This is a genomic window from Chryseobacterium indologenes (assembly GCF_001295265.1).
Classification (GTDB): Bacteria; Bacteroidota; Bacteroidia; order Flavobacteriales; family Weeksellaceae; genus Chryseobacterium; species Chryseobacterium indologenes_A.
In genome coordinates this window covers 179,226-203,271 of record NZ_LJOD01000004.1, presented here as the reverse complement: position 1 = coordinate 203,271, position 24,046 = coordinate 179,226, and the positions used below count along the sequence as shown (strand labels likewise).

At 37.9% G+C, this 24,046-nt stretch carries 27 protein-coding genes; 14 read left to right on the top strand and 13 right to left on the bottom strand.

The features are described 5' to 3' along the window. Positions 1–8: 8 nt before the first annotated feature. The 5 genes from mreC (at position 9) to AOB46_RS08475 (ending at position 5,277) form a co-directional block, all read left to right on the top strand. Positions 9–863: a rod shape-determining protein MreC gene (mreC, locus tag AOB46_RS08495; protein WP_062698268.1), complete on the top strand. Its 855-nt coding sequence runs from the start codon at positions 9–11 to the stop codon at positions 861–863. Beyond that, on the top strand, positions 856–1,362 hold the full coding sequence (locus tag AOB46_RS23825) for a hypothetical protein (RefSeq protein WP_062698266.1): 507 nt from the start codon (positions 856–858) through the stop codon (positions 1,360–1,362). Before mreC ends, AOB46_RS23825 begins: the two co-directional genes overlap by 8 nt. Then, positions 1,359–3,389 (top strand): peptidoglycan D,D-transpeptidase FtsI family protein, encoded by a 2,031-nt coding sequence (locus tag AOB46_RS08485; RefSeq protein ID WP_062698264.1) that lies wholly within the window; start codon positions 1,359–1,361, stop codon positions 3,387–3,389. Before AOB46_RS23825 ends, AOB46_RS08485 begins: the two co-directional genes overlap by 4 nt. Continuing rightward, positions 3,386–4,615: a rod shape-determining protein RodA gene (gene rodA, locus AOB46_RS08480; RefSeq protein ID WP_062698262.1), complete on the top strand. Its 1,230-nt coding sequence runs from the start codon at positions 3,386–3,388 to the stop codon at positions 4,613–4,615. Before AOB46_RS08485 ends, rodA begins: the two co-directional genes overlap by 4 nt. A gap of 80 nt (positions 4,616–4,695) precedes the next feature. Next, positions 4,696–5,277, top strand: a complete 582-nt coding sequence (locus AOB46_RS08475) for a pentapeptide repeat-containing protein (protein WP_062698260.1) — start codon at positions 4,696–4,698, stop codon at positions 5,275–5,277. A 111-nt stretch (positions 5,278–5,388) separates the two neighbouring features. Here AOB46_RS08475 and AOB46_RS08470 read toward each other — a convergent pair whose 3' ends face one another. The 3 genes from AOB46_RS08470 to AOB46_RS08460 form a co-directional block, all read right to left on the bottom strand. Further along, positions 5,389–6,099 (bottom strand): C40 family peptidase, encoded by a 711-nt coding sequence (locus AOB46_RS08470; protein ID WP_062698258.1) that lies wholly within the window; start codon positions 6,097–6,099, stop codon positions 5,389–5,391. A 338-nt stretch (positions 6,100–6,437) separates the two neighbouring features. Further along, positions 6,438–8,633 (bottom strand): glutamine synthetase III, encoded by a 2,196-nt coding sequence (locus AOB46_RS08465; RefSeq protein WP_062698256.1) that lies wholly within the window; start codon positions 8,631–8,633, stop codon positions 6,438–6,440. A 168-nt stretch (positions 8,634–8,801) separates the two neighbouring features. Then, positions 8,802–9,212, bottom strand: a complete 411-nt coding sequence (locus AOB46_RS08460) for a hypothetical protein (protein ID WP_131724337.1) — start codon at positions 9,210–9,212, stop codon at positions 8,802–8,804. Positions 9,213–9,373: 161 nt separating this feature from the next. Here AOB46_RS08460 and AOB46_RS08455 point away from each other — a divergent pair, with 161 nt between their 5' ends. The 4 genes from AOB46_RS08455 (at position 9,374) to AOB46_RS08440 (ending at position 14,135) form a co-directional block, all read left to right on the top strand. Then, positions 9,374–11,056 (top strand): DUF6909 family protein, encoded by a 1,683-nt coding sequence (locus tag AOB46_RS08455; RefSeq protein ID WP_062698251.1) that lies wholly within the window; start codon positions 9,374–9,376, stop codon positions 11,054–11,056. 46 nt (positions 11,057–11,102) lie between these two features. Next, positions 11,103–11,594, top strand: coding sequence for a cysteine peptidase family C39 domain-containing protein (locus AOB46_RS08450; protein WP_157845047.1), 492 nt, complete (start codon positions 11,103–11,105; stop codon positions 11,592–11,594). Beyond that, positions 11,591–12,079, top strand: coding sequence for a hypothetical protein (locus AOB46_RS08445; protein ID WP_062698247.1), 489 nt, complete (start codon positions 11,591–11,593; stop codon positions 12,077–12,079). The genes AOB46_RS08450 and AOB46_RS08445 overlap by 4 nt, the downstream gene beginning before the upstream one ends. A 217-nt stretch (positions 12,080–12,296) precedes the next feature. Then, the gene (locus AOB46_RS08440; protein WP_062698245.1) at positions 12,297–14,135 is read left to right on the top strand and encodes a M1 family metallopeptidase; all 1,839 of its coding nucleotides are present in this window, start codon (positions 12,297–12,299) and stop codon (positions 14,133–14,135) included. 133 nt (positions 14,136–14,268) lie between these two features. Here the strand turns inward: AOB46_RS08440 and AOB46_RS24090 are convergent, their stop codons facing one another. Next, on the bottom strand, positions 14,269–14,364 hold the full coding sequence (locus AOB46_RS24090) for a bacteriocin-like protein (RefSeq protein WP_410470267.1): 96 nt from the start codon (positions 14,362–14,364) through the stop codon (positions 14,269–14,271). 218 nt (positions 14,365–14,582) lie between these two features. On the opposite strand from AOB46_RS24090, the gene AOB46_RS08435 reads away from it, so the two are divergent. From AOB46_RS08435 to AOB46_RS08420, 4 genes are read left to right on the top strand one after another with little or no spacing between them, the layout of a single operon-like run. After that, positions 14,583–15,347: a type III pantothenate kinase gene (locus tag AOB46_RS08435; RefSeq protein ID WP_062698243.1), complete on the top strand. Its 765-nt coding sequence runs from the start codon at positions 14,583–14,585 to the stop codon at positions 15,345–15,347. A gap of 13 nt (positions 15,348–15,360) precedes the next feature. Continuing rightward, a complete protein-coding gene (locus AOB46_RS08430; protein ID WP_062698241.1) occupies positions 15,361–15,897 on the top strand; it encodes a GNAT family N-acetyltransferase in 537 nt (178 codons plus the stop codon). Between the two features lie 51 nt (positions 15,898–15,948). Beyond that, positions 15,949–16,518 (top strand): hypothetical protein, encoded by a 570-nt coding sequence (locus AOB46_RS08425; RefSeq protein ID WP_062698239.1) that lies wholly within the window; start codon positions 15,949–15,951, stop codon positions 16,516–16,518. After that, complete coding sequence (locus tag AOB46_RS08420; RefSeq protein WP_062698237.1) at positions 16,518–17,669, top strand: hypothetical protein; 1,152 nt, start codon at positions 16,518–16,520, stop codon at positions 17,667–17,669. Before AOB46_RS08425 ends, AOB46_RS08420 begins: the two co-directional genes overlap by 1 nt. Before the next feature lie 135 nt (positions 17,670–17,804). On the opposite strand, the gene AOB46_RS08415 is transcribed toward AOB46_RS08420, so the two are convergent. From AOB46_RS08415 to AOB46_RS08380, 9 genes are all read right to left on the bottom strand, one after another. Continuing rightward, positions 17,805–18,236: a nucleoside deaminase gene (locus AOB46_RS08415; RefSeq protein ID WP_062698235.1), complete on the bottom strand. Its 432-nt coding sequence runs from the start codon at positions 18,234–18,236 to the stop codon at positions 17,805–17,807. 4 nt (positions 18,237–18,240) lie between these two features. After that, on the bottom strand, positions 18,241–18,864 hold the full coding sequence (locus AOB46_RS08410) for an energy transducer TonB (protein WP_241489182.1): 624 nt from the start codon (positions 18,862–18,864) through the stop codon (positions 18,241–18,243). A gap of 55 nt (positions 18,865–18,919) precedes the next feature. Beyond that, the gene (locus AOB46_RS08405; protein ID WP_062698232.1) at positions 18,920–19,840 is read right to left on the bottom strand and encodes a helix-turn-helix transcriptional regulator; all 921 of its coding nucleotides are present in this window, start codon (positions 19,838–19,840) and stop codon (positions 18,920–18,922) included. A gap of 142 nt (positions 19,841–19,982) precedes the next feature. After that, positions 19,983–20,369, bottom strand: a complete 387-nt coding sequence (locus AOB46_RS08400; protein WP_062698230.1) for a hypothetical protein — start codon at positions 20,367–20,369, stop codon at positions 19,983–19,985. A 74-nt stretch (positions 20,370–20,443) separates the two neighbouring features. Further along, positions 20,444–20,785 carry a hypothetical protein gene (locus AOB46_RS08395; RefSeq protein WP_062698228.1) on the bottom strand — a complete coding sequence of 114 codons (342 nt, stop codon included), beginning with the start codon at positions 20,783–20,785 and terminating at the stop codon, positions 20,444–20,446. Positions 20,786–20,843: 58 nt separating this feature from the next. Further along, positions 20,844–21,353 (bottom strand): hypothetical protein, encoded by a 510-nt coding sequence (locus AOB46_RS08390; protein WP_131724336.1) that lies wholly within the window; start codon positions 21,351–21,353, stop codon positions 20,844–20,846. Positions 21,354–21,648: 295 nt separating this feature from the next. Beyond that, positions 21,649–21,888 carry a hypothetical protein gene (locus tag AOB46_RS23195; protein WP_131724335.1) on the bottom strand — a complete coding sequence of 80 codons (240 nt, stop codon included), beginning with the start codon at positions 21,886–21,888 and terminating at the stop codon, positions 21,649–21,651. A gap of 105 nt (positions 21,889–21,993) precedes the next feature. Further along, positions 21,994–23,031 (bottom strand): patatin-like phospholipase family protein, encoded by a 1,038-nt coding sequence (locus tag AOB46_RS08385; protein WP_062698225.1) that lies wholly within the window; start codon positions 23,029–23,031, stop codon positions 21,994–21,996. 186 nt (positions 23,032–23,217) lie between these two features. Further along, positions 23,218–23,718, bottom strand: a complete 501-nt coding sequence (locus tag AOB46_RS08380) for a M15 family metallopeptidase (protein ID WP_062698223.1) — start codon at positions 23,716–23,718, stop codon at positions 23,218–23,220. An 86-nt stretch (positions 23,719–23,804) separates the two neighbouring features. On the opposite strand from AOB46_RS08380, the gene AOB46_RS08375 reads away from it, so the two are divergent. Continuing rightward, positions 23,805–23,999, top strand: a complete 195-nt coding sequence (locus AOB46_RS08375; protein WP_062698221.1) for a hypothetical protein — start codon at positions 23,805–23,807, stop codon at positions 23,997–23,999. The last annotated feature ends 47 nt before the right edge of the window (positions 24,000–24,046 follow it).

Below are 24,046 nucleotides of genomic sequence, written 5' to 3'. Positions count from 1 at the left end.
ATATCTGAATGGGATTTTTGCTGAGATTATTTTCGAAGAATGCTCTTTTTGTCTTCTTTATATTCCTGCAAATTATTGCTCTTGTTCTGATATTCTCTAAAAACGCCATGCAGAGATCCTGGATCGCCGGCCAGTCGGCTGCGCTGAATTCCTGGGTTTCAGGCTATATTGATGAAGGGGTTTCTTATCTGAAGCTGAAACAGACCAATGAAGATCTTGTAGCACAGAATAAAGCCCTGATGACTGAGCTTTACGGCAAAGAAGGAGCAAAGAACCCTGTATTCAGAAAAGTTCATGACACGTTAGGCGGCGGGCAGATCTATACTTTTGTAGACGGAGAAATTGTATTTAATAGTATCAACAGACGAAATAATTATTTTACCATTAACCGGGGCCGGAGGGACGGTGTTTTTCCGCAGATGGGGGTAATGGCACCAAGAGGAATTGCGGGAATCGTCATCAATTCTACCGATGGCTATGCTCTCGTTCAGTCTGTGCTGAGTGTTAACAGGATCAGAATCAATGCCTCTCTTAAAAACTCCGGATACTTTGGGACTTTAACCTGGAACGGAGACAATTCAAGAGTGATGCACCTTGCTGATATTCCAAAATATGTTGCTTTAAAAATTGGAGATACCGTTGTTACAGACGGAAAATCGGCGATCTTCCCAAAAGGAGTTATGATTGGGACTATTGCAGGATATTCAGTAGATAATAAAACCGGTTTCTGGGATATCTCTGTTGAATTGAGTGAGAAGATGGGCGCCTTAAGCAAAGTATATGTTGTGAAAAATCTTAAGAAAGCTGAGGTTCAGAAAATTCAGGATACCATGCAGGCTGTAATAAAAAAAGAAAATGATTAGCAGAACTTTATTTACCGATATATTAATCATGATTTTCCTGGTTGCATTACAAGTTTTTGTATTGTACAAGATTACGATATTCGGAAAATATACACCGGTAATATACCCGGTGTTTGTTATGTTTTATCCTTTCTTCAGAAACAAATTCCAGTTTTTGGCTTTAAGCTTTCTGATTGGCCTTTCGGTAGATATTCTTTTGTATTCCGGAGGGATTAATGCATTTGCTACAACTCTGATTGCTTACTTCAGAACATTGATATTCAGAACATCTACAGATACATCTACAGATTTTTTTTCTTTTCAGTCCCTTCAATGGGCGCAGTTTTTGCTGTTTCTGTTTTCCAGTATCTTTCTGCATCAGCTTGTGGTGCAGTATATTGAATTTTTTAAATTTAGCAGGTTTTTTGAAATATTACTTAATGTTGTGATAACAAGTATAATTTCCTTTATATTTATCGTTATTTATGCATTAATATTTAAAATCAAACAAAAAGTTTGAACACACGTTATTTAAAAATCTTTTCCATTCTTGTTGTTATCGCTCTTATTTTTGTAGCGAGGCTTGCCTATTTACAGCTGTTTACAGACCGTTATGCACTGAACGCGGCCAATACGTCAATTAAAACGGAATATGTGATCCCGCAGAGAGGGGTTATTTTTGACAGGAACGGAAAGATCCTGGTAGGAAACCAGCCTGCTTATGAAATTTCGTTTACCCAGGCCCTGATGAAGCCTGATTTTGATACCTTGGGGTTCTGCAGCCTTATGCAGATTTCTAAAAATGATTTTATCAACAGAATCAATCTTATTAAAAAAGAAAAATATTATTCCAAGCTGACCCCAATGACGTTTATTAAAAACCTCAGCAGGGAAGATATTGCAAGAGTGCAGGAAATTATTTTCAAATATCCGGCATTCAGTATCGTATCAAGACCTCAGCGTCAGTATGAAGTTTCCACTTCCGGAAACCTTCTCGGGTATACCAGTGAAGTAAACGAAAGGGATATAAAAATGGATTCCACTTATTATCTTCCGGGGGATTTCGTCGGAAAAAAAGGAGTGGAAAGATCTTATGAAAAGGAGCTTCGTGGAGTAAAAGGTGTTAAATATATCCAGAAAGACATCAGGCTGCGTAATATTGGTTCTTATAAAAACGGAACCCTCGATAAAGATGTTATTACCGGAAAGGATATTACCCTGACCATTGATTATGACCTTCAGAGAATGGCCGAAGAAATGCTGGTGGATAAGCATGGAGCTATCGTAGCGATTGATCCTAATAACGGGGAAATTTTAACAATGGCAACAGGCCCGGATGTTGACCCTAACCTTTTCGTAGGTCCTAATAAATCTAAAAACCTATACGCCTTAATCAAAGATACACTTTACGAAAATAAGCCTACTTTCGACAGGTCTGTTCAGGCAGCATATCCACCGGGATCTACCTTTAAGCTTCTTACCGCTCTTGCCGGAATGCAGATGGGAGTGATGACAGAAAATACAATTTTCCCTTGTGGAGGAGGCTTCTATTATAAAGGATTAAGAATTAAAGGACACGGAGGAGCAGATCCTCTTATCCCTTCTATCCAGGTCTCCAGTAACTGCTATTTCTCACATGCTTACCTGGCGATTATGAATAAGTATCCTGGAAATCCTTCCAAAGGAGTGGATGAGTGGAAAAAGATCATGAACAGTTTCGGAGTTGGGGAATATTTGAATAATGACCTTGCTTCTGGAGCACCCGGAAAAATTCCTTCAGGAGAATTTTATGAAAAAAGACAGAAAGCTTTAAATAAATACAGTGGTAAAAAAGATTTCAAAAACTGGGATCCTTTAGCTACCGGAGCTGTTTTTAACGGAATGGGTCAGGGAGATGTTATGCTTACTCCGCTGCAGATGGCCAACTTTGTGGCTGCTATTGCCAATAAGGGTTGGTATTACACGCCACATATCGTGAAATCAATTGATGGAAAACCTAATCCGGATCCAAGATTCAAAGTAAAACATAAAACGCTTGTAGATCCGAAACATTTTGAACCTGTGCTGAAAGGTATGGAAGCGGTAGTTCTGAGGGGAACGGCAAGAAGCTTAAAATCCAACGATTTTACCCAATTGGCAAAAACGGGTACTGCACAGGTACCGCAGGGGAAGGATAACTCAATCTTTGTTCTGATTGCCCCGGCTGATAAACCCAGAATTGTAGTTGCTGCGGTAATGGAGCATGCCGGTTTCGGAGCAACATGGGCTGGCCCTGCCTGTACGGTGATCGCTGAAAAGTATATTACTGGAGACCTGAAGCGGGAAAATCTCTACAAAAAAATGACCAGTGCGAGCTTCATGCCTGAGTATAAAAGACAATGGATTGCTGATCTGAAACGTAAAGGTCTGTATGTAGAGCCTAAAACAGATTCTGTTAAACTGAAGAGAAAACAGGACAGTCTGAATTTTATCAGGGAACAGAAAGCAAAGCTTCAGAAAAAGATAAACGAAGAAACTAAAAACAACAAAAAACCTTTAAAGCAATGAAGTGGGCAGAAGGAATAGATAAATTAGGTCTCGGACTGTATTTCCTGCTTTGCATTTTTGCCATTGCCAATATTTACAGTGTTGATCAGAAGCTGGGAGAAAAGCAGCTGATATTTTTTTGTATTTCTTTGTTTGTTGGGCTTGTGATATTTGTAGGAAGAAGCAAGTTCTTCGAAAATATGGCAGGAATCATCTATATTGGCGGGGTTCTGCTTCTGATTGGTCTGTTTCCTTTTGGAAAAGAGATCCTGGGACAGAAAAACTGGTATAAGTTTGGAAGTTTTACCATGCAGCCTGTAGAATTTGCAAAAATAGGGACCGCACTGATGCTGGCGAACTATGTTTCCGGACCAGATTTTAATCTAAAAAATAAAAAATCCCTTTGGACTGCACTTGCTATTATAGGCATTCCTGCGGTTGTTGTTCTGGCCATTCCTGATGTAGGCTCCATGTTAGTTTTCATCGCATTTTTTATTGCTTTATACAGAGAAGGACTTAGCGGTATGCTCTTTGGAATAGGATTTATTTTTGCAGGAGTATTTCTGATTTCCCTGGCCATTCCTCCGTTGTATGTAGTTATTACCATATTGGTTATTGCAGGAGTCCTAATCGCTATGAATTACCATAGGATGTCATGGGATGTGATTTCTATTTCGGGTATTTCGGGATCTATTCTTCTGCTTTGCGGATTGGCTTTCGGATCACCTTATATTCTTGAAAAGCTTCCGAAGCACCAGAGAGAAAGAATTGAAGTGCTTTATAAAGGAGAAAAAGCTTTCCGGGATACTTCAGGATATAACTTATTATATTCAAAAACAGCAATCGGATCAGGAGGGTTGACAGGGAAAGGATACCGTGAAGGATCTGTTACCCAAGGAAAATTCGTTCCGGAACAGGAAACCGATTATATTTTTTGTACGGTAGGAGAAGAATGGGGCTTTATAGGAAGTGCCGTGCTTGTTTTCTGCTATATGATCTATATCGGACGAATCTACTATCTTGCAGAACGTCAGAAATCAACTTTTAACAGGGTATTCGGGTATTGTTTTGCTTCGATCCTGCTGATGCACTTTTCAATCAATTTAGGGATGGTAATGGGGTTGTTTCCAACAGTAGGGATTCCGCTTCCGTATTTCAGTTACGGAGGAAGTTCATTGCTGGCCTTCTCTATGATGACTTTTATTTTCTTTAAGCTGAACTATTCCGATAAGAACAGTCTTGTTTAGAAATCGGTTTTTATACAATCGAAATTACAACATTCAATATTTAATTGGGGAAATTTTCTCAGTATAGCTCCTGTAGGCTTATGAAAGATATATACACTGCTGATCAAAACTTTGAAAATATAAACTTTGCCCGTTCTCCACTGAAAAAAGGAGAGTATGAAAATTGTACTTTCAGTAACTGTAATTTTGAATATACAGATCTTTCCGGCTTTACATTTACGGATTGTGAGTTTTCAGGCTGCAATATAAGCATGGTAAAGCTTGTTAATACTGCTTTCCGGAATACTCATTTTAAAGAGTGCAAGATGCTGGGGCTTCAGTTCGGTGAATGTAACGGATTTGGACTTTCCTTCAGATTTGAAGGATGTATGCTTAATAACTCTGTGTTTTACGGAATTTCCATAAAAAAGACAGTGTTTAAAAATTCAAAATTAATCGAGGTAGATTTTACAGATTGCGACCTTTCAAATTCAATGTTGAGCGGCTGTGATCTTTCCGGGGCAATTTTCGACCATTCTAACCTTGAAAAAGCAGATTTGAGGTCCTCCTTCAATTATTCCATAGATCCTGCTGTAAACAGGCTTAAAAAAGCTAAATTCTCCCTTTCGGAAGTGCATGGACTGTTGTATAAGCTGGATATTGAAATTGACAGGAGTAACTAGCTCTTCAATTTAAATTAAATACAAGCACTATATTAATTTCAATAAACTCCATCAATAAAAAAACCGTCAGGGTTTTCTGACGGCTTCATTATTTAAATCAATTATTTAAAATTAAAAACTTGCAGCGGCTGCTGGAGTAGTTGATGCAAGATTGTTATATGCATCCCCATTTTCATTGATTACTCTTTTCGCGAATCTGTATTTAGGTCCCCAATAAGAATCATTCAGTGACGAAACCATTACTCCTTTTGAAGTGGCAGCGTGAATAAATTTTACTTCGCCGTCTTCAGTAACACTTTCTACAATACCTACGTGAGAAATTCTTCTTCCGTGAGAGAAGAAAATAAGATCTCCTTTCTGAAGATTTTCTTTTTCAATTCTCTCTCCTTCCTGGGCCTGGGAAGCAGCTACTCTTGGTAAGCTTAATCCTGCCGCAGCTCCGAATACAGAAAGAACGAAAGCTGAACAATCTATACCTTTTCTGGTCATCCCTCCGTATCGGTAAGGAGTTCCAAGGTACGTTTCAGCTTCTGCAAGAATATTGTCGATGGTTTTATTGTATTTGACTGCTTTTGCAATCTCAGAATTTTTAATAGCTTTTTTCGCGTTGGCGATAGATGCTGCTTTTTCAGCAAGGAAAGAATCAATGAGTCTCTGCTTATCCTGCTCCATTTTCTTATTGTCGATAGAAGCTAGTTTGGCATCTGTTTTGTATTCTTTAGTGTAAGTTGCTGGTTGTGAAACTACATAATTTGTAGCGCAAGATTGTAATGAAACTGTAGAAACTAAAGCAACTAAATAAAACAAAACTCTTTTCTTCATATATATTTGATTATCCGTGTTAAAAGGAATATTTATTTTTCAAAAGCATTACAAAAGTAGAGATTCCGAGTAAAAGACCCCTGATATGATAATTGTCAGGATCTTATTTTAACACTATTTAACATATTATTTGGGTATGTTAAAGAAAAACAAACCGCAACCGCCTATTTTTGGTAAGTCTGCGGTTTTTTTTATTAAGATTCTTTAACAAACGGTATCGATTTTCTTCTATAAATCGGGGTTTGTGAGTTTAAATTCCAATTTTTCAGGATGTTAATAAAACAAAAAAAATCCCCGGAAAACCGAGGATTTAAAACTAATATGGAACTTTACAGATGTTATTTTGTAAATAACATTTCTCTATATTTAGTCATTGGCCAAAGTTCATCATCAACCATCATTTCAAGGTCATCAGAAGCTTCTCTGATAGCATCAAATAATGGTTTTACTTTGTTGCAGTAATCTTCTGCCTGCTTCTGACTATCTGATACAGCTTTCGCTGCTTCTCTCGCTTTAATAAGGTCTTCAACCCCTAATTTAATTTTAGAAACATTCTCGGAAATGCTTGTAATTAAGCTCATCTGCTCTTTAGCCAATGATTTGAATTCCTTGTCTCCGAAAATCTCTTTTAATCCTTTAACGTTCTCAATTAACCGGTTCTGATAATTTAACGCAGAAGGGATAATGTGGTTTCTTGCAATATCACTTAACACTCTGGCTTCAATATCAATTACCGTAGAATATTTTTCTAGTTTGATCTCGTTTCTGGCTTCAACTTCTCTGTGGGTAAATACGCCAACTTCTTCGTAAAGGTCAAGGAACTTTTTATTCATTTCCTGCTTAAGGGCTTCAGGAGTGGTTTTTAAATTGTTAAGACCTCTCTTTTTAGCTTCTTTAGCCCAGTCGTCAGAATACCCGTCTCCTTCAAACATAATGTTTTTACATTGTTTGATGTATTCTCTTAATACATTGAAGATGGCTTCATCTTTCTTAAGACCTGTTTCGATAAGGGCATCCACTTCTTTTTTGAAGTCGCTCAGCTGCTTGGCTGCGATAGTATTCATTACCGTCATAGACTCTGCACAGTTGGCAGAAGAACCTACGGCTCTGATCTCAAATTTATTTCCTGTAAACGCGAAAGGCGAAGTTCTGTTTCTGTCGGTGTTGTCAAGAAGGATCTCAGGGATTTTTCCTACAACATTTAATTTTAATTCTGTTTTTTCTTCCGGACTTAATTTTCCGTTGGTTACTTTTTCAAGTTCTTCCAATACGCTGAACAGCTGGCTTCCGATAAATACGGAAATGATCGCAGGAGGTGCTTCGTTAGCTCCAAGTCTGTGGTCATTGCTCGCTGATGCAATGCTGGCTCTTAAAAGGTCGGCATACTCATACACAGCCTTGATTGTATTCACAAAGAAAGTAAGGAACTGTAAGTTTTTCTTAGGGTTCTTTCCCGGGCTCAAAAGATTTTCTCCTGTATCTGTAGCTAAAGACCAGTTGTTGTGCTTTCCGCTTCCGTTTACTCCTGCGAATGGTTTTTCGTGGAACAGAATGTGGAAGTGGTGCTTGTGGGCTACTCTTGCCATGATGTCCATCAATAAAGAGTTGTGATCTACGGCAACGTTAACTTCTTCAAACATCGGAGCCAGCTCAAACTGGTTGGGTGCTACTTCATTATGTCTTGTTGTTACCGGAATTCCCAGTTTCATACACTCAATTTCCAGCTCTTTCATGAAGTTCATTACTCTGGTAGGAATAGAGCCGAAATAGTGGTCGTCAAGCTGTTGTCCTTTAGCCGGAGAATGTCCTAATAATGTTTTTCCTGTAATCACAAGGTCAGGACGTGACTGGTATAATGCAGAGTCAACTAAGAAATATTCCTGTTCCCATCCTAAAGTAGGGGTTACCTTTGTTACGTTTTTGTCAAAATACTGCATTACGCTGGTTGCTGCTTCATCCACGGCATTCAAAGCTCTCAGAAGGGGTGCTTTATAATCTAAAGTTTCCCCGGTATAAGAAATGAATATCGAAGGAATACAAAGAGTTGTTCCCATGATGAATGCAGGAGAAGTAGGGTCCCATGCGGTATAACCTCTTGCCTCAAAAGTATTTCTGATTCCTCCGTTCGGGAAAGAAGATGCGTCAGGTTCCTGCTGGATCAGTAGGTTTCCGCTGAATCTTTCAATCGCTCTGCCTCCTTCAATCGGGGTGAAGAAAGAATCGTGCTTTTCGGCAGTCGTTCCTGTCAAAGGCTGAAACCAGTGAGTGTAGTGAGTTACTCCTTTGCTCATCGCCCAGTCTTTCATAGCAACAGCTACCTGGTCTGCAATATGTCTCTGGATTTTAGTTCCTTTTTTTACGGCATCCATAATAGATTGGAATGCTTCCTTTGTCAGATATTCTCTCATAGTCTCTTCTGAGAAAACATTCTGGCAGAATAATTCGGACAGTTTCACCGGAACTTCAACAGAGTTATCTCTTCTGAAGTCCTTAAATGGAAGGGTTTCTAACGCTTTGAATCTTAAAGTTGACATAATAAGGTTAATTTTTACAGGGCAAATTTACAAAAAAAATGATTCAAAAATATTTTTACCCTAAAAAAAATAAGGGGTTGTTTTAATTTTTACATGAATTTAGTGTTAATGGGGTGTTTTTATGGGGGTATGGCTGTTTTGTTGCCGGTGTGTAGCAGGAAATAAGGGCTAAGGCCGATTTTTAAGATCTTTTCTGAAAATAAACAGGAATAGGGGAAGGAAAATAAGGAAAGACCAGATGGTGTCTTTTAAGCATTCCGTATCATAAACATTAAAGGTATAAAGTATGATATTCGTGACGATGATGGTCAGCAGGTAAGCCCATACTTTTTTTGAGAAAACGCTCTCCGTTATGAAATACATAACCAGTATCTGAATAACAATGATTAAAGGAAACCTTTCAAATATTCCATAGATACCGGGGAAGAACGCAAGCAGCATTACTTTTACGACGTGAAAGAAATCAGGGGTTTTCTCAAACCCAAATAAAAAGAATACTGCCCTTATAGGATAATATATAAAAATATGACTGAGCCATATCTTCCAGAAAAGGGGAATTCTATTGAGTATTTTTTTCATTCGGTTAATCAGTTATTGCGGCAGGTCTGCCAGGATATAAATATAAGAAGAAGGCTTCATATCTGAAATACTTCTTTCCGGCACCAGGTTTAAACAACTTATTAAAAGATAGTTAAAATAAGTTGAGCGGAGATTTTGTATATTTGTGTGAAATTTATTTTATGACAAATTCTAGAGCAAGAGAAACAACAGAGGCTATTGAAAGATTATATATCTCTATGAGACACTTATTTTATAGAGGATTTTTCAAGCCGGGAGGTGTTTCGGGAGAAAGCATCAGAAGCTTGCTGAAAACAATCAACCCGGAGATTTATGGAACGATGAATATTCCCAATAAGCTGGAACTGGATGGGTTGATGTATGTTTTAGACAGGCTCCCGGAAGGGATCGAGGAATGCGCTTTTATTCATCTTACGTCAGATGAAGGGTTTGATAAAGGAAGTTTCGAACCTATTGTTCCTAAAAAGAGAAGAAGAAACTGTTATAGAATAGACGAACACCAGATGAATATTGAGGTTCTTTTGGGCCGTTCCGAAATTTATGACATCCTTACCCACCTTACCTTCTTATTTATAGAAGCTGATAAAATCCGTAATCTGGCGTTCATCAAGGATGAAAACTGGAAACCTACACGTGCCTTTAAAATTATTGAAGAAGTGGTGAAGGGAGAAAAGAAATTCAGCAGAAAGGAAAAAGAAGTGGCATTGATCCACCTTTCGTCTTTAATAGGAAGAACTTTTGACGAAACATTAAACGCTTATAATACTTTCGGGGATGATCAGAATCCTGACCGTCTGTTTAAAATCATCTACAACTTAGGAAAAGTAAGTCTTGAAGATGCCAAGCAGACCAGAGAAAGAGAAATTCATTTCAGCGCTATATTAAAAGAAAGAGTAGGACATCACTATTTCGGTGAAAAGTGGGCGAATAAAGTAAAAGAAGTTCTGTTTGAAAACGACCTTCACATGCGTCCGCTGCACATCATTTCCGCTAATATGCATTCTGTAAAAAATATGCTGTACGCGAATGATGCATTGAAGAAAAAGCAGACCAAAGAAGTGGATTATAAGCTGTACGGAGATATTTCCGATAAAAAGGAACTTCGCGACAAGGTTTCCAAATATGCTTTGGAAGAAGGAATGATTTACATCAACGATAAGAGTGGAAGTAATATTGATGTTCAGATTATTGATATAAGCAAAACAGATCTTAAAAATACACCGTTTCATGATAGCAAATTTGCAGGCGATGATGTAATCATGGTTTTTGATTATGCATTCGGAGAACAGGCTTATGAAATAATGGACGAGTTGCTGAGACCTTACGAACATAAAGGCGAAGTTTACATGATGAAAGTAAAGTCGGTTTCCATTATGGGTAAAGCAGGAATTCTTGCCGGCGGGAAAGGAGACATTATGATTCCTACCTCCCATATTTTTGAAGGGACAGCAGATAACTATCCTTTTGAAAACGCGCTGAAACTTGACGATTTTAAAGATGATGAGCTGAAAGCTTTTGAAGGGCCAATGATTACCGTTTTAGGAACATCTCTTCAGAACAGGGATATTCTTTCCTATTTTATGAATACTTCATGGAAAGCAATCGGCCTTGAAATGGAAGGAGCGCATTACCAGAAAGCCATTCAGGTTGCCTCGAAGATCAGACACCATATTTCACCGGACCTGTTTGTAATGTATGCTTATTATGCATCGGATAATCCGCTTGAAACAGGAAGTACGCTTTCTTCAGGAGGTTTAGGCCTTACAGGAGTAAAACCAACCTATCTGATTACTTTGAGAATCCTTGAAAAGATCTTACAAAGCGGAAAGAAAGCAACTAAATAATCACATTTTAAGAATGAATATTCTTTATAAATTAAGAAATATTTTCATGAGCATATTTTTATTTATGCTCATGTTTTTTTTTATCCTAAGCTTTAAAAATATAAAGGAGGGACAAAGTTTCCCATTCTACAAGCAAACAAATGAAAATAATTGCGGACCAGCCTGTCTAAGAATGGTTTTTAAGTATTACGGAAAAACTTATACAGAGAAATTCTTAAGTGAAATCACCCATGTTAATGATAAAGGAACAACGATGCTTGAATTGTTTGATGCAGCGGAATCATTGGGGTTTAAACCTGAGGGATTGGAAGTTGATTTTCAAAGTTTGAGTAAGAATGTAAAGTTGCCTTGTATTGCTTATTGGAAATCTAATCATTTTGTCGTAGTATATAAAATAGAAGATTCAAAAGTTTATGTGGCAGATCCGGCGGATTCATTAAGGATTTATGATAAGAATGAATTTTGTAATTTGTGGGAGGATCCTAAAAATAATGGAAAAAAATTGGGTTATATTTTGACAATAAATAAAAATCAATGAATCAAACTTCACAATTAGCTAAAAGATTCAGGGAGGTCCTGCTGGATGGGCTCTGGATTTCCAATACCAATTATAAACACCAGCTTTCAGATGTTACATGGGAACAGGCAGTCACAAAAGTGGGTTCTTTAAATACGATAGCCATGCTCACCTTTCATATCCATTATTATATAGCAGGAGTTAAAAATGTTCTCGAAGGGGGTGAACTCGAAATAAAAGACCAGTTCAGTTTCGATCTTCCACCTATTGAATCTCAGAAGCAGTGGGAAGAACTATTAAATAAACTGTGGACAGATTCAGAAAGATTTGCTGTATTAGTTGAGCAGATTCCTGATGATAAAATAGATGAGGTTTTCGTAGATGAAAAATACGGAACCTACCGAAGAAATATAGACGGGATGATTGAGCATGCTTATTACCATTTGGGGCAGATTACTCTGATCAGAAAACTGCTTTCTGATAACCTGAAAACAGATATGGTATAAATTGTTGATAATGAATATAAAAGAGGATTCTGTATTGCAGAGACCATCAAAAACAAGAACCGGAAAACTTTAGAGTGGGAAAGAAGTATAACTGAAAGAACATTTAACCAATCAGATAAAAAACAATCTAAAACCATAATGAACAGAATAAACCTCGGATAGCCCCTATTTGAGGCTTTTATTTAATTTACCTACCTTTAGAAAAAATAAATTTTAAATGAGAAAATCGGTTGCAATCCTTTTTGCGTTTATCATTTCACAATTTCATGCCCAGCAGGGCCCTTATTATCAGCAGACTGCGAAGTACAGGATGAATATTGATGTTAATGCTGAAAAATTTACTTACCAGGGAACCCAGACTTTAGAATATACCAATAACTCGCCGGACGAACTGAATGTGGTGTATTTCCACCTGTACTGGAATGCTTTTAAACCCAATTCTATGATGGATCAGAGGGTAGCAGACCAGGGAAAGAACGGAGATTCCAGACTTCAGAAAGACGGCATTTCAAGACTGGCTTCTATTCCTAAAGAGGAAGAAGGAGCCCAGAATATTCACTGGATTAAACAGAATGGTAAAAATCTGAAATTTGAGATCCAGGAAACCGTAATGAAAGTATATCTTGCAGAACCTATCAGGCCTAACTCCACAACAACTTTCACAATGGATTGGGATGCTGTTATTCCACAGCAGATCAGAAGAAGCGGAAGAAACAATAAAGAAGGCGTGGATATGACCATGACCCAATGGTATCCGAAGATTGCAGAATATGATTATGACGGATGGGCTACTTTTGATTACATCGGAAGAGAGTTTCATGCACCGTTTGCCGATTTTGATGTAACAATAAAGATCAATAAAGATTATGTTGTGGGAGCAGGAGGAATCCTTGAAAATCCTTCTGAAGTGAAAGGCTATACAGCAGATGCTAAAATTAAAGCAGATAAAAATAAAAAAGCAGTCTGGAAATGGACTGCAAAAAATATCCTGGATTTTGCATGGAGCGCAGACAGAGATTACTCTGTTGAAAGTTTTGATGTTCCGGAAGGTCCAAAAGTATATCTGGTGTACCAGAAAAATGATAAAACAAAAGTATGGGCGGAAACACAGCCTTATATCACCAAATATTTCCAGATGATGAATGCGCATTTCGGAAAATATGTTTATCCAACGTATGCCTTTATTCAGGGAGGTGACGGAGGAATGGAATACGGAATGTGCACCATGATTTTAGGAGAGGCCAAAAGTATTAAAGATTTAATGGGATTAATGGCCCATGAAGGTGCCCATTCCTGGTATCAGCAGATGCTGGCAACCAATGAACCGATGCGCCCATGGATGGATGAAGGATTTACAAGCTATGCAGAAGGATTTGTTATGCACCAGCTGTTTCCTGAAGACCTGCCCAATCCTTTTTATAAAACATTAGAGGCTTACAGAAAGTTTCTTAAGAAAGGGATTGAAGAGCCTGCTGTATGGTTGGGAGACCATCATGATAACGGCACTTCGTACACCTATGCTTCTTATGTAAAAGGAGAATTATATCTGGTGCAGCTGGGATATATCATGGGGGAAGAAAATCTGGCAGAAACCTTAAAACAGTATTATGATCAATGGCATCTGAAACACCCGTCAGACAGGGATTTCCTTCACATTGCACAGAAAGTTTCCGGAATGGATCTTAAATGGTTCCATCATTACTGGATCAATACAACAAAGACGATTGATTATGGAATCAAGGATGTAAAATATGATGCGAAATCTACAACCATTACGCTGATCAATAAAGGACAGGTTCCTATGCCGGTTGACTTCAGTATCGTAACTGCCGATAAAAAAATTGTCAACTACCAGATTCCTGTTAACCTTACCCATACCTGGAAAGAAAAAGATATCTATGGTGATTTAAAAACCCAGCCGTACTGGCCGTGGACCCAGAAAGAATATACATTGGTTATTCCTTATACAAAATCACAAATAGCCGCAATGGCTGTTGATTTCAGCCAGAGAATGGCTGATGTTAATCCGGAAGATAACTTTGTTGAAGTGAAATAACCGGTTAAAATTAAAAACGGGGAATATTATTCAATATTCCCCGTTTTTATGGATAAAATTGAGTTTAAATGACCATATTCCTTATAATGATCCACAATCTTTATAGGATCTAATACACATTTCTTTGCATGGATCAAGCGGACATATGGTCCCGGGGCATAGGGCAGAAAACTTCACCGCCAGTGATTGATTTTAATCCTTTTCTGGAAAGTTTTTTTAAGTTTTTCATAATGAGTAATTGATTATTGATTCTCAAATGTAAAGAACTATAAAGAAAATTAATAAGCTCAATAAGCAACTGTGGAGTGTTTTTTAGTAAGTGAAACGAAAATTGTGCTCACTGCATTACAAACGTCCTTAAATTAATGGTAAGATTCATCCTGTTTTTAAGGAGAAAGCCTTATTTTTACAATCCTTTTTTTAACCCGTAACTGTTTAGAAAATCAAATGAATTCAATCGTCATCAACGTAGGAAACAGCAATATAAGATTCGGACTTTTTAACGGAGACAACTGTGATATTTCATGGGTGATCAATACCAAGCCTTACAGAACGGCAGATGAGCTGTATGTACAGATGCTGATGCTGTATCAGACGTATAAAATAGAGCCTAAAGACATCAGCAAGGTCATTATCGGGTCTGTAGTTCCTCAGCTTACCAAAGTGATCAGCTCAGCAATTAAAAAAATCCATGGAATTCTTCCGGTTGTTGTAGACCGTGCCACCCCTTCCGGAGTGCAGGCTAAATCCAAACAGATGGGAACTGATATTTATGCCAACCTTGTAGCGGCTCACAATATGTATCCTAACAGAAAGAAAATCGTGATTGATTTCGGAACAGCACTTACGGCAAGCTGCGTTGCAGAAACGGGAGAAACACTAGGTGTAATTATTGCCCCCGGAATTGTAACTTCCCTGAACTCCCTGATTAGTCATACTGCCCAGCTTCCGGAAATTGAACTGAAAAAGCCTAAATCTGTACTTGGGCTGGATACGGTAACCTGTATGCAGAGCGGAATGGTGTACGGATTCCTGGGAATGGTAGAAGGCTTTATAGACCGTATCAACGATGAGGTAAGTGATGACTGCTTTGTTGTAGCAACAGGAGGAGTTTCCCATGTATATAAACCCCTTACTGAAAAGATCCACGTGATGGACAGACTGCATACCCTTAAAGGACTTTATTTCTTAGGAAAAGACCTTGAATACTAGATAATCGCCTGTTATGGAAAAATTGAATAATTTCCCCAGAATAAAAACAGAAAGACTTATTCTTGACCAGCTTAAAGAAGAAGATCTTGATCTGGTCACTGAATATCTTCAGGACCGGATTTTTTCAGACCTTACTTCTAATATTCCGTTTCCTTACACAAGAAAGGATGCAGAATTCTGGCTGAAGATGTCTGAGGAGGCATTCGATAAAAATGCAGGGTATACTTTTGCCATTCGTAATGAAGAAGGGCAGATTATCGGGGCTATAGGGCTTCATGACAGGGATGATAATCAGGCAGAATTAGGGTATTGGATGGGAAGACCCTTCTGGAATAAAGGTTATGTGACAGAAGCAGCGAAAGCATTGATTGATTTTGGGCTTAAAGAATTGAATGTCAATAAAATTTATGCTACTTATTTTCTGCATAATCCCGCTTCAGGCAGAATTATGGAAAAGATAGGAATGGAGCAGGAAGCCCTTCTGAAACAGCATCTTAAAAAAGGTGATGAATATTTTGATGTAATGATGTATTCTGTCTTCAGAAACTAATACTGATTTTAACTTTTCATGGAAGAATGAATCCAATCATTAAATATTCCCATGAAAATACAATACTCCCTGTTTGCATTCATCATCACTATTTCATGTTTTTCACAAACAAAGCTGATTGCTTTTAAAAGCCATAGCGGAAATTCGGAAAACTTTACCAAAGCAGTTTCAGAAGACCTTTTCGATGCTAATTTTTCTAATCTTGGTGTGGTACCTCAACAATTTGTATTGGATGCAAAGCTTGATTCCGTGATTATTCTTAATGAAAATGAAAGCATACTGGTAACGAGCTCTTCCAAAAAACTGGTACCCAACAGGAAGGATAGCAGAAAAGTATGGACATCCGGGAGAGAAACTGTACATAACCCGCTTTTTTCCAGGAAAAATATAGACAGTGTAAAACAGGTTCTGAAAAGGGATTATTTCTTCGTTAATGACATTGACAGTGTTGTTTTTGTAGAATATGATAAAAAAAGCAAAACCTATAAACCCATCAGGCCTACTGCGGTAAAACCTGTCAAAGAAAAGTCTGAAAAAACACCGAAAGGTCTTTTATTTGGAGTTCTGATGATTTCCGGAATTTCAGGACTATACAGCTGGAAGAAAAATAAAAAGAAGTAATGGGCAGTAAGCTTATCAGCTGGGCAGGAATTTTTTTTCTGCTTTTCATCCTTTTTTTTCCGTTGGATTTTCTTGGAGACTTTCAGAGAAAAATTTCCGTTTTTCTATTCGGAAGTGTTACAGAATGGATAGCAAGTGCTCTTTTCGGATTGGAAAATTTCAGAATTGATTTTTCCTCAGATAGTATTTCCATGTTTGTTTTCATGGGAATTCTACTGGTTCTGTCATTGGGAGTTACAACGCTGATCCAGCCCAAACACATTCAAAAGCTTCTCTCTTTCTCTAAAGAAGCTGTAATTGTTTACCTGATTGTCATTCTGATGAAATATGGCTTTGATAAGGTGTTTAAAGCCCAGTTTTACCTTCCGGAACCCAATATTCTTTTTTCCCGCTTTGGAAACCTGGATCGGGATATTCTGTTCTGGAGCACGATGGGAGTTTCACGGTCTTATTCTATATGGATCGGCGGGATAGAACTTCTTGCAGCATTTCTGCTTCTTGTCTGTCGTACAAGGGTTCTGGGACTGCTGATTACTGTTGGGATTTTCATGAATATAGCAGCGATCAATATTGGGTTTGATATTTCCGTTAAGCTGTTCTCTCTGATTTTACTGTTGATGACGATTTTTGCGTTGAAAGATGACTGGTCGCAGCTTTTCAGGTTTCTGGTGTTGAAGAAAGAAGTAAAACTGCAAGAAAATACAGAAAAACATCGTACCTCCGGACCATTTAAGGTATTTTTTAAAACGGCTTTTATCGGATGTTCACTGGTTCTTATACTCTTCCCTTATATCAGCTCCGGAAATTACAATGATGATACCGCAGAAAGGCCATTTATTCATGGGGCTTTTAAAAATACAGATGAAAATTCGGATCTGCAGTATATGTTCTTTCACCGTAATCATTATCTGATCCTGATGGATAAAAAAGAACACATGAGGAACTTTCACTATGTTCCAGGTCCCAAAGGCCTGTTTTTCCTTAAAGATTATGATGGTAAAAAAATTCAGATGAATATTTCTTACGAAAAGAAGGACAGCCTGATCATTCTTAATTGGGGAAGCGGTAAAATCCGGGCGAAAGAGCTAAACTGGAAGAAAATGAATGCTTTACGGCCTCTTTTCCATACAACAATAGAACAGGTAAAGTAGAACAAGGAATGAGGTAAGCTCTGGCTGTACCGGAAAACGTTTCTGTTGAATGGAAGAATTCTTACAATAAATCTTCAGGTAATTTCAGACTGCCGGAATTCTCTATGTTCCAGCCTCCGTCTTGCGTACCCTTGTTTATCTTTTGCTTTTGAAAAACTCTTTAACAATTGCTGAGCATTCGTCTTCCATAATTCCAACTACCATTTCTGTTTTGGGGTGGAGTGAGAGATGTTTATTGATGAAGCCCCGCTGTTCGTCCCTTGCTCCAATCACAACTTTGGAGATCTGTGACCATGAAAGGGCGCCTGAGCACATTACGCAGGGTTCAAGGGTAACATAAAGCGTACAGTTTTTCAGGTATTTTCCTCCAAGGAAATTGGCTGCTGAGGTGATGGCCTGCATTTCTGCATGGGCTGTGACATCATTTAACGTTTCAGTAAGGTTATGTGCCCTTGCGATGATACGGTTATTGGAAACAATGATACACCCGATGGGAACCTCATCTTTTTCCATAGCGGCTTCTGCTTCCTGCAACGCCATCTTCATATAATATTCGTCGGTGAACATAATTTTATTCAAAAGTTAAAGTAAAGGGGATTTTGAAACGGGATCTTACGGTATCTCCATTAACAATAGCTGGGATGAATTTTTCAGCAATAGAATACAATGCAATTTCTGCCTGCCTGTTGAAGGTGAAGTTATCTCCCTGAGCGTGAACATTACTGATGCTTCCGTCTTTTTCTACAATGAAGGCGACATTGGTTTTAACGGTTTTTGTCTCGGTATACACGCCTTCTGTGTAAAAGAGGTCAGCTACTTCCTGCCTCAGGATATTAATCCCGCCGGGATAATCTGCCGTTTTTTCAATGTTGGCGGCTTTGTCAGAATTGAGATCAGACAAATGCTTTTGTTGACCTATTCCCTGAAGGTCTTCAGTATTTCTTACTTTTAATAAAGCCCCGATAAGCGCAATATTTTCAATGCTGTCCATCTTTTTCATGAAAAGCTGATAATCACTTTTAATGCCGGCCTTTACAAAAGTATTGGTCTCTGAGTCAAACTTCTTTTTAAATTCAGAATTCAGCATCATCCTGTGTTGATTGTAATAGTTCTTCACAAGCCTGAATTCTTCCTTCTGCTGTGAAAGGCAAAATGAAGATATTAAACAGCATAGGGAGAATAATAATGCTTTCAAGATGGGTAGGTTTATGTAAATATAGCTAAAAAATATGAGATAAAATCTTTATTAATCAGCTTTCAAGATATCGGTTCAGAGATTCCTGAAGATGAGCCCGGATATCATCAACTAAACATTTCGGTTCTAAAACAGTTACCTCTTTTCCATAAGAAAGAATTTCCTGCATAAAGTCATAAGTAGGGTGTAGGAAGAATTCAAAATAGATCTCTTCCGGTGTTTCCTTTGTTTCTTTCTGTGACTGGTGAAGCGGGAAACTTCTGATATACTCTCCCTGATGGCGGCTGCATTTTAAAACAATACTCTGAGGTTTTTGTTCTGCCAGATTCATCACCCCAAAAGCATTCTTGAAATGTTCCCTGAAATTGTAATTGTATTTTTCCCTGAATTTATTTTTGCTTACATCAAGATAATTCACTCTGTCCAGGCCAAATGATTTCAGTACTTTATCTTTGGTATCCATTGCAATAAGATACCATCTGTCTTTGGATTCCTTTAATGCCAGCGGATGAACCTTGCGGGAGGTCATCAGTTTATTTTTATAGTTATAATGCTCAAAAGTAACCACCCTTTTGTTTCGGATGGCGAAGAACAGATCATAGAAATGTTCAATGCCGGTAGGTTTTCTGCTTTCGAAAAAGATAAAGTCTGAGAAGTCAGGATGAAGATTTAAAGCATTGCTTACCTGAAAAGATTCCAGCAGCTTCTGGTTGTATTCATCCACTTCCATGATGGGGCGGCTTTCTATATAGTAGCGGTTGTCCCCCTTCTTCTTGTTGTGGATGGAGAGGTTAAAAAGATCAGATATCTCACGGATGTCGCGCTGCAGGGTACGGATGGAGTAGCTTTTGATTTCCGCATCCTGAAATTCAAAAGAGTTCAGAAGGTATTCTTCCAGCTGAGGGTAGGTAGCAGGAGAGCTTTCTAATCTTTTGATAATTAAGGCATATCTTGTCAGATAAAAATCTTTTTTCATGAGTTTATTTTTAAGGTTTTGCTTACTCTGTAATCGCTAAAAAACGTGTTAACAGAACGGCTTAATGGCTAAAGTTCTATGTAACAAAGATATGTGCTTAATGCGACAAAACGTGTCGTATTTTATTTTTTATGGATAAGATTTAAAACTTTTTTCTCACCAGTTTTTCAAAGTCAAAATGCTGGTGTCTGAAATATTCTTCTTCGCTTACAACCGTGTATGTACTGTTTTTATCCTTTATGCAGTAAATCAGTCTGGGCTTATCATCACCTAAAAATGAACTCATTTGCAGGGGAGTTCCGTCGCCCAGAAAATAGACAAGAAAAGAGGTGGGTTCATGGTGGTCTTGCTGCCGGCTGTTAACACTGAAATGCCATCCTTCACCTTCATAGTAGCCTTCATTTCCCAATGCGTATAATTTTACTTTTCCTTCTCTTGCGGAAGCGGTCTCCGTATCATAAGACTCCCTGTAAATGTCGCTTACAATCTGAAGTCCGGTTTCTATAATCTGTTCTCTGGTTGGTTTCATATTGATCGTTTTCTGAATTTCATTGAATAACCTTTGTCTCCCGTTTCCTTTCGCTGTTTTTTATATTAATTGTGTTAAATAATGGTTTCTGTTTTTACTCCTTTTTCCCATCTGGAATAGGAAATCAGATTTCCCTGTTCATCCCATTCTTTGAAATGTCTGTCTAGTTTTCCATGGTATTTATAATATTCTTTTTTTACCTTTCCATTGGGGTAATAATCTCTCTGTACACCGCCGATATGTCCATCCGTAAATTCTTCATCACCCACCAGAATGTTATTGGCATAATGTTTAATGAGTCCTGTAAATGGTTTTCCCTGATAATGATAAATAACTCCTCCGCCGTAACCGACTCCTTTGAATTCAAAAACAGTATCTTCTTCTTCAGGACTGTATATTTTTATAACAAGCGACATCTTTTTATTTATAAGAATGGTTAAACTTACAACATTGTATGCTGATCTTTAATAGCATTCATTGTATTTCATAAACGGTCATTGTTCCGTATTCATTATCCTCCCGGATGTTATAGGATTCGTTAAATATAAAAAGCTCAGGAATTTTGTCATTGTTGATATCCATACTGTTAAAGGTAATCCAATCCATAGATTCATAATGGCGGACCGGTAACTTTATTTCGTTATATCCTTTTCTGTACAGAAAATAATCCTCCCCTTTTTTTCTGATCTGATAATCTTTTGTATCCCTGTTATCTCCTTTGTCAGAATATTTTTTAAAATCCAGCTTCATCAGCTCTGATTGGAATTTATAAGTACCGAACATCTTAGTTGAATCATTTTTTTTAATTAATGGCAGAATATCTTTATGATCTTTCAGGAGAATGCCGTTTTTCCATACTTTAAGATGAGCGTCATCCTGATATATGCAAAATAAGCTGTCATTGGTATATACTTTTGCATCATCACCATAGGTCTGATCTGTGAAAATCTTATTAATTTTCAATGGCTTAGGAGGTTCTTTCATATTCTCTTTTTTGCATCCGGTCAATATAAACAACAAAAAAATGAATGGGTATTTCATGGCCTGAATTTAGTTGGCTGAATATTACAAAAAAAACCGCAACTTTTGGGGTTGCGGCAGGATAAAATGTTCATGGTTTCCCTGTATCAGAAATACAGGATTTATATATCAGGTTTTAAACACAGTTCCGGCTGTTCATCATTTTGTGAATGGTGATTTCAAAGGTGTGATGGCTGTTAATGAGATTGCGAGAGATTGCAAAGAGCGATGAACAGCGCGGAAACCAGTTGTGTTAAAATTATCTGGATGCATCTTCATCAAGAATATCTTCTTCAAAATCTTCCTTAAAAAAATGTTCAATGTCATTGAGATAGTTTTCATAATCCATCTCTGCATTTTCGATGTCGCTCCATTCTATGGTATAGAGATCGGTATCGAAAGCTGTATCCGGGTTGTGATCTGGTGTTTCCATGGTGGGTGCTTTAAGGTTTAGCGGGCAAATTTCAGGCTGTCCCGTATAAATTGATGTTGAATTCAAAGGCTTTTAATAGTTTTAAATGATTATTTTTTGTCTTTGTTTATACCCCAAAGATATTTGTGCACAGCGACAAAACTTGACGCATTAAAAATCTTTTTTACTTTTTTATATTTTATTTCGGATCAGCTTTTGTACAATCTGATTCAGCGTTTCACGGTTATCATCAATATAGCTTAATCCTGCCTGAATGAGATTTTCAATGTTGGATCTCTTTACATTATCCATGGCAGGAGAAGCATTTTTTAAAGAAGGATTCAGGCGGTAATAATTCTTCTGATTTCTCATTCCCAGGGTCTGAAACATCTGACATAGCTGGTAATCTACGGTTTCTGCGTTGGCCGACATTAAAATATCAATGATCGGATTTACCCAGCCAATCTTTCCTGCTTTCTCCATTTTTCTAAAAGAATATGATCTGGCTTCAATTCCTGTTCCTATAGAAATAATAATCATATCGTTTACAGTTGGATAATTGGCTTTCTGATGGCTTTTCAGAATCTCTGCGAAAGGAATTTTTCTTGCCTCGGCATAAGCGCAGAGTGCAGGATTGTTGGCAAACATTCCTCCGTCAATCAAGCTGAAAATCTGTCCGTACATTGATTTTATCTGTACCGGTCTGAAATAGGTGGGAGCGGCAGAAGTCGCCCTGCATACGTCTTTTACATAAAAATTATCTGTACTAAGATGAGCTTCGCAAGAATTGAAAAGCTTGGCTCTTCTGTTTTCTATATCATAGCTGGTGATTAAACATGGTTTTATAAATTCTTTAAGTTCAAGTGGACCAAAAAAGTCATTCAGGTTTTTTTCAAGTGCTTCCTGGGAAATCTTTTCATTCAGCAGACCAAACGGATTGACCAGCTTTTCCCAGAAAGAGACCTGAAATATATCTCCGCCCTTCTCAGCGTACAATTCTAATCCTTTCTGAATAGAATATTTTGCTTTCCGGTGCTCATCAGGACATAAAATAATAGAAGCAATCAGCCCTCCTGTGCTGCTTCCGGCTACCAGATCAAAATAATCACCAAGCCGGGCACCCGGTTTGTCATAATACTGAAGCTGCTCCTCTATGTAACGCAGAATAATGCAGGTAATAATTCCTCTTATTCCGCCTCCGTCCAAAGAAAGAATGGTGGTCTTTTTCATGATGTTTTGTTGATTTTAAAAAAATATCAGGTCCTGAGACCACTAAAACCAACAATCTGCTTGTGAAGCTGATGCTGGTTTTAGTATTAAAATCTTAGGGGAACTAACATTTTCCTGTGAAAACAAAGGTAGGCCGGGGAAGCGACAGAACTTGTCGTATTTTATTCAGATTCAATTAAAAGAGAATTAAAAAATTACATACTGCTGTTGGTCCTTTGCCATTTTAGAAAGGGTTCTCCAGCTGGTTTTTACAAGGCCTTTTTGGGTTTGAATATTCTTTTTTTCAAAATGGGGAAGGTCTTTAAAGGTTTTCCAGTTTCCGCCCCAGTCCCAACCGTGTCTGGCAAAAATTTTTACACATTCGTACCAGTCGGCAACTTTGTCGTTGTCCCAGTCTTTGGCGGTATCCCAGCTTGCTGTTTTTCCGTCAATCATCAGGCAGATGTCTACAGCAAGTCCGTAATTGTGGATACTTTGTCCGGCTTTGGCATTCGTTACCTTTTTTCCGGAAGTGATTCTACCGATAGCGTAGAGCCTTTCCTGTTCTTCCATAGATCTCAGTCCCTGTGTAATTCTTACCTTGGCTCTTCCGGTAAGGGCCTTGTCACATTCTCTGATAATCTTTCTTACTTCCTCTCTAACTTCCGGGTGAAGCATACTGATTCTTTCTGATGTTACTTTATCCATGAGCTTTATTATTGTGAAACAAAAGTATAGACGGCAGACGACAGGACTTGACGTGTTTTAATTAGATTCTGAAATTTTTTATCCGGGTGGCTCAAGCAAAACTGAGGCAGCATGTGTATCATTTTCTGAAAAACAAACATGAAAATGAACTGAACAGCCATTCCGGGAGCCAGAGACAGTTTCTTTCAGAACTCAACAAAGATCTGTCGATTGATGAAGAGTTGATATGCCATCCGTTATATCAGATTGACCTAGAAGAGGAGCGGATAAGGATGATTTAGTGTATTGCAGGATTGATATAAGTCTGAAAATAAATGTTTTTGAAAAC

What these genes read in the sequence shown, in the direction of transcription:
- rodA (WP_062698262.1), top strand. Translation starts at nt 3,386, where the DNA reads ATGAAGTGGGCAGAAGGAATAGATAAATTAGGTCTCGGACTGTATTTC.
- AOB46_RS24090 (WP_410470267.1), bottom strand. Translation starts at nt 14,364, where the DNA reads ATGAAAAACTTAAAAAAACTTTCCAGAAAAGGATTAAAATCAATCACT.
- AOB46_RS08430 (WP_062698241.1), top strand. Translation starts at nt 15,361, where the DNA reads ATGGAAAAATTGAATAATTTCCCCAGAATAAAAACAGAAAGACTTATT.
- AOB46_RS08475 (WP_062698260.1), top strand. Translation starts at nt 4,696, where the DNA reads ATGAAAGATATATACACTGCTGATCAAAACTTTGAAAATATAAACTTT.
- AOB46_RS08465 (WP_062698256.1), bottom strand. Translation starts at nt 8,633, where the DNA reads ATGTCAACTTTAAGATTCAAAGCGTTAGAAACCCTTCCATTTAAGGAC.
- AOB46_RS08385 (WP_062698225.1), bottom strand. Translation starts at nt 23,031, where the DNA reads ATGAAAAAGACCACCATTCTTTCTTTGGACGGAGGCGGAATAAGAGGA.
- AOB46_RS08380 (WP_062698223.1), bottom strand. Translation starts at nt 23,718, where the DNA reads ATGGATAAAGTAACATCAGAAAGAATCAGTATGCTTCACCCGGAAGTT.
- AOB46_RS08470 (WP_062698258.1), bottom strand. Translation starts at nt 6,099, where the DNA reads ATGAAGAAAAGAGTTTTGTTTTATTTAGTTGCTTTAGTTTCTACAGTT.
- AOB46_RS23825 (WP_062698266.1), top strand. Translation starts at nt 856, where the DNA reads ATGATTAGCAGAACTTTATTTACCGATATATTAATCATGATTTTCCTG.
- AOB46_RS08460 (WP_131724337.1), bottom strand. Translation starts at nt 9,212, where the DNA reads ATGAAAAAAATACTCAATAGAATTCCCCTTTTCTGGAAGATATGGCTC.
- AOB46_RS08405 (WP_062698232.1), bottom strand. Translation starts at nt 19,840, where the DNA reads ATGAAAAAAGATTTTTATCTGACAAGATATGCCTTAATTATCAAAAGA.
- mreC (WP_062698268.1), top strand. Translation starts at nt 9, where the DNA reads ATGGGATTTTTGCTGAGATTATTTTCGAAGAATGCTCTTTTTGTCTTC.
- AOB46_RS08435 (WP_062698243.1), top strand. Translation starts at nt 14,583, where the DNA reads ATGAATTCAATCGTCATCAACGTAGGAAACAGCAATATAAGATTCGGA.
- AOB46_RS08395 (WP_062698228.1), bottom strand. Translation starts at nt 20,785, where the DNA reads ATGTCGCTTGTTATAAAAATATACAGTCCTGAAGAAGAAGATACTGTT.
- AOB46_RS08440 (WP_062698245.1), top strand. Translation starts at nt 12,297, where the DNA reads ATGAGAAAATCGGTTGCAATCCTTTTTGCGTTTATCATTTCACAATTT.
- AOB46_RS08400 (WP_062698230.1), bottom strand. Translation starts at nt 20,369, where the DNA reads ATGAAACCAACCAGAGAACAGATTATAGAAACCGGACTTCAGATTGTA.
- AOB46_RS08450 (WP_157845047.1), top strand. Translation starts at nt 11,103, where the DNA reads ATGAGCATATTTTTATTTATGCTCATGTTTTTTTTTATCCTAAGCTTT.
- AOB46_RS08445 (WP_062698247.1), top strand. Translation starts at nt 11,591, where the DNA reads ATGAATCAAACTTCACAATTAGCTAAAAGATTCAGGGAGGTCCTGCTG.
- AOB46_RS08425 (WP_062698239.1), top strand. Translation starts at nt 15,949, where the DNA reads ATGAAAATACAATACTCCCTGTTTGCATTCATCATCACTATTTCATGT.
- AOB46_RS08455 (WP_062698251.1), top strand. Translation starts at nt 9,374, where the DNA reads ATGACAAATTCTAGAGCAAGAGAAACAACAGAGGCTATTGAAAGATTA.
- AOB46_RS08415 (WP_062698235.1), bottom strand. Translation starts at nt 18,236, where the DNA reads ATGTTCACCGACGAATATTATATGAAGATGGCGTTGCAGGAAGCAGAA.
- AOB46_RS08420 (WP_062698237.1), top strand. Translation starts at nt 16,518, where the DNA reads ATGGGCAGTAAGCTTATCAGCTGGGCAGGAATTTTTTTTCTGCTTTTC.
- AOB46_RS08390 (WP_131724336.1), bottom strand. Translation starts at nt 21,353, where the DNA reads ATGAAAGAACCTCCTAAGCCATTGAAAATTAATAAGATTTTCACAGAT.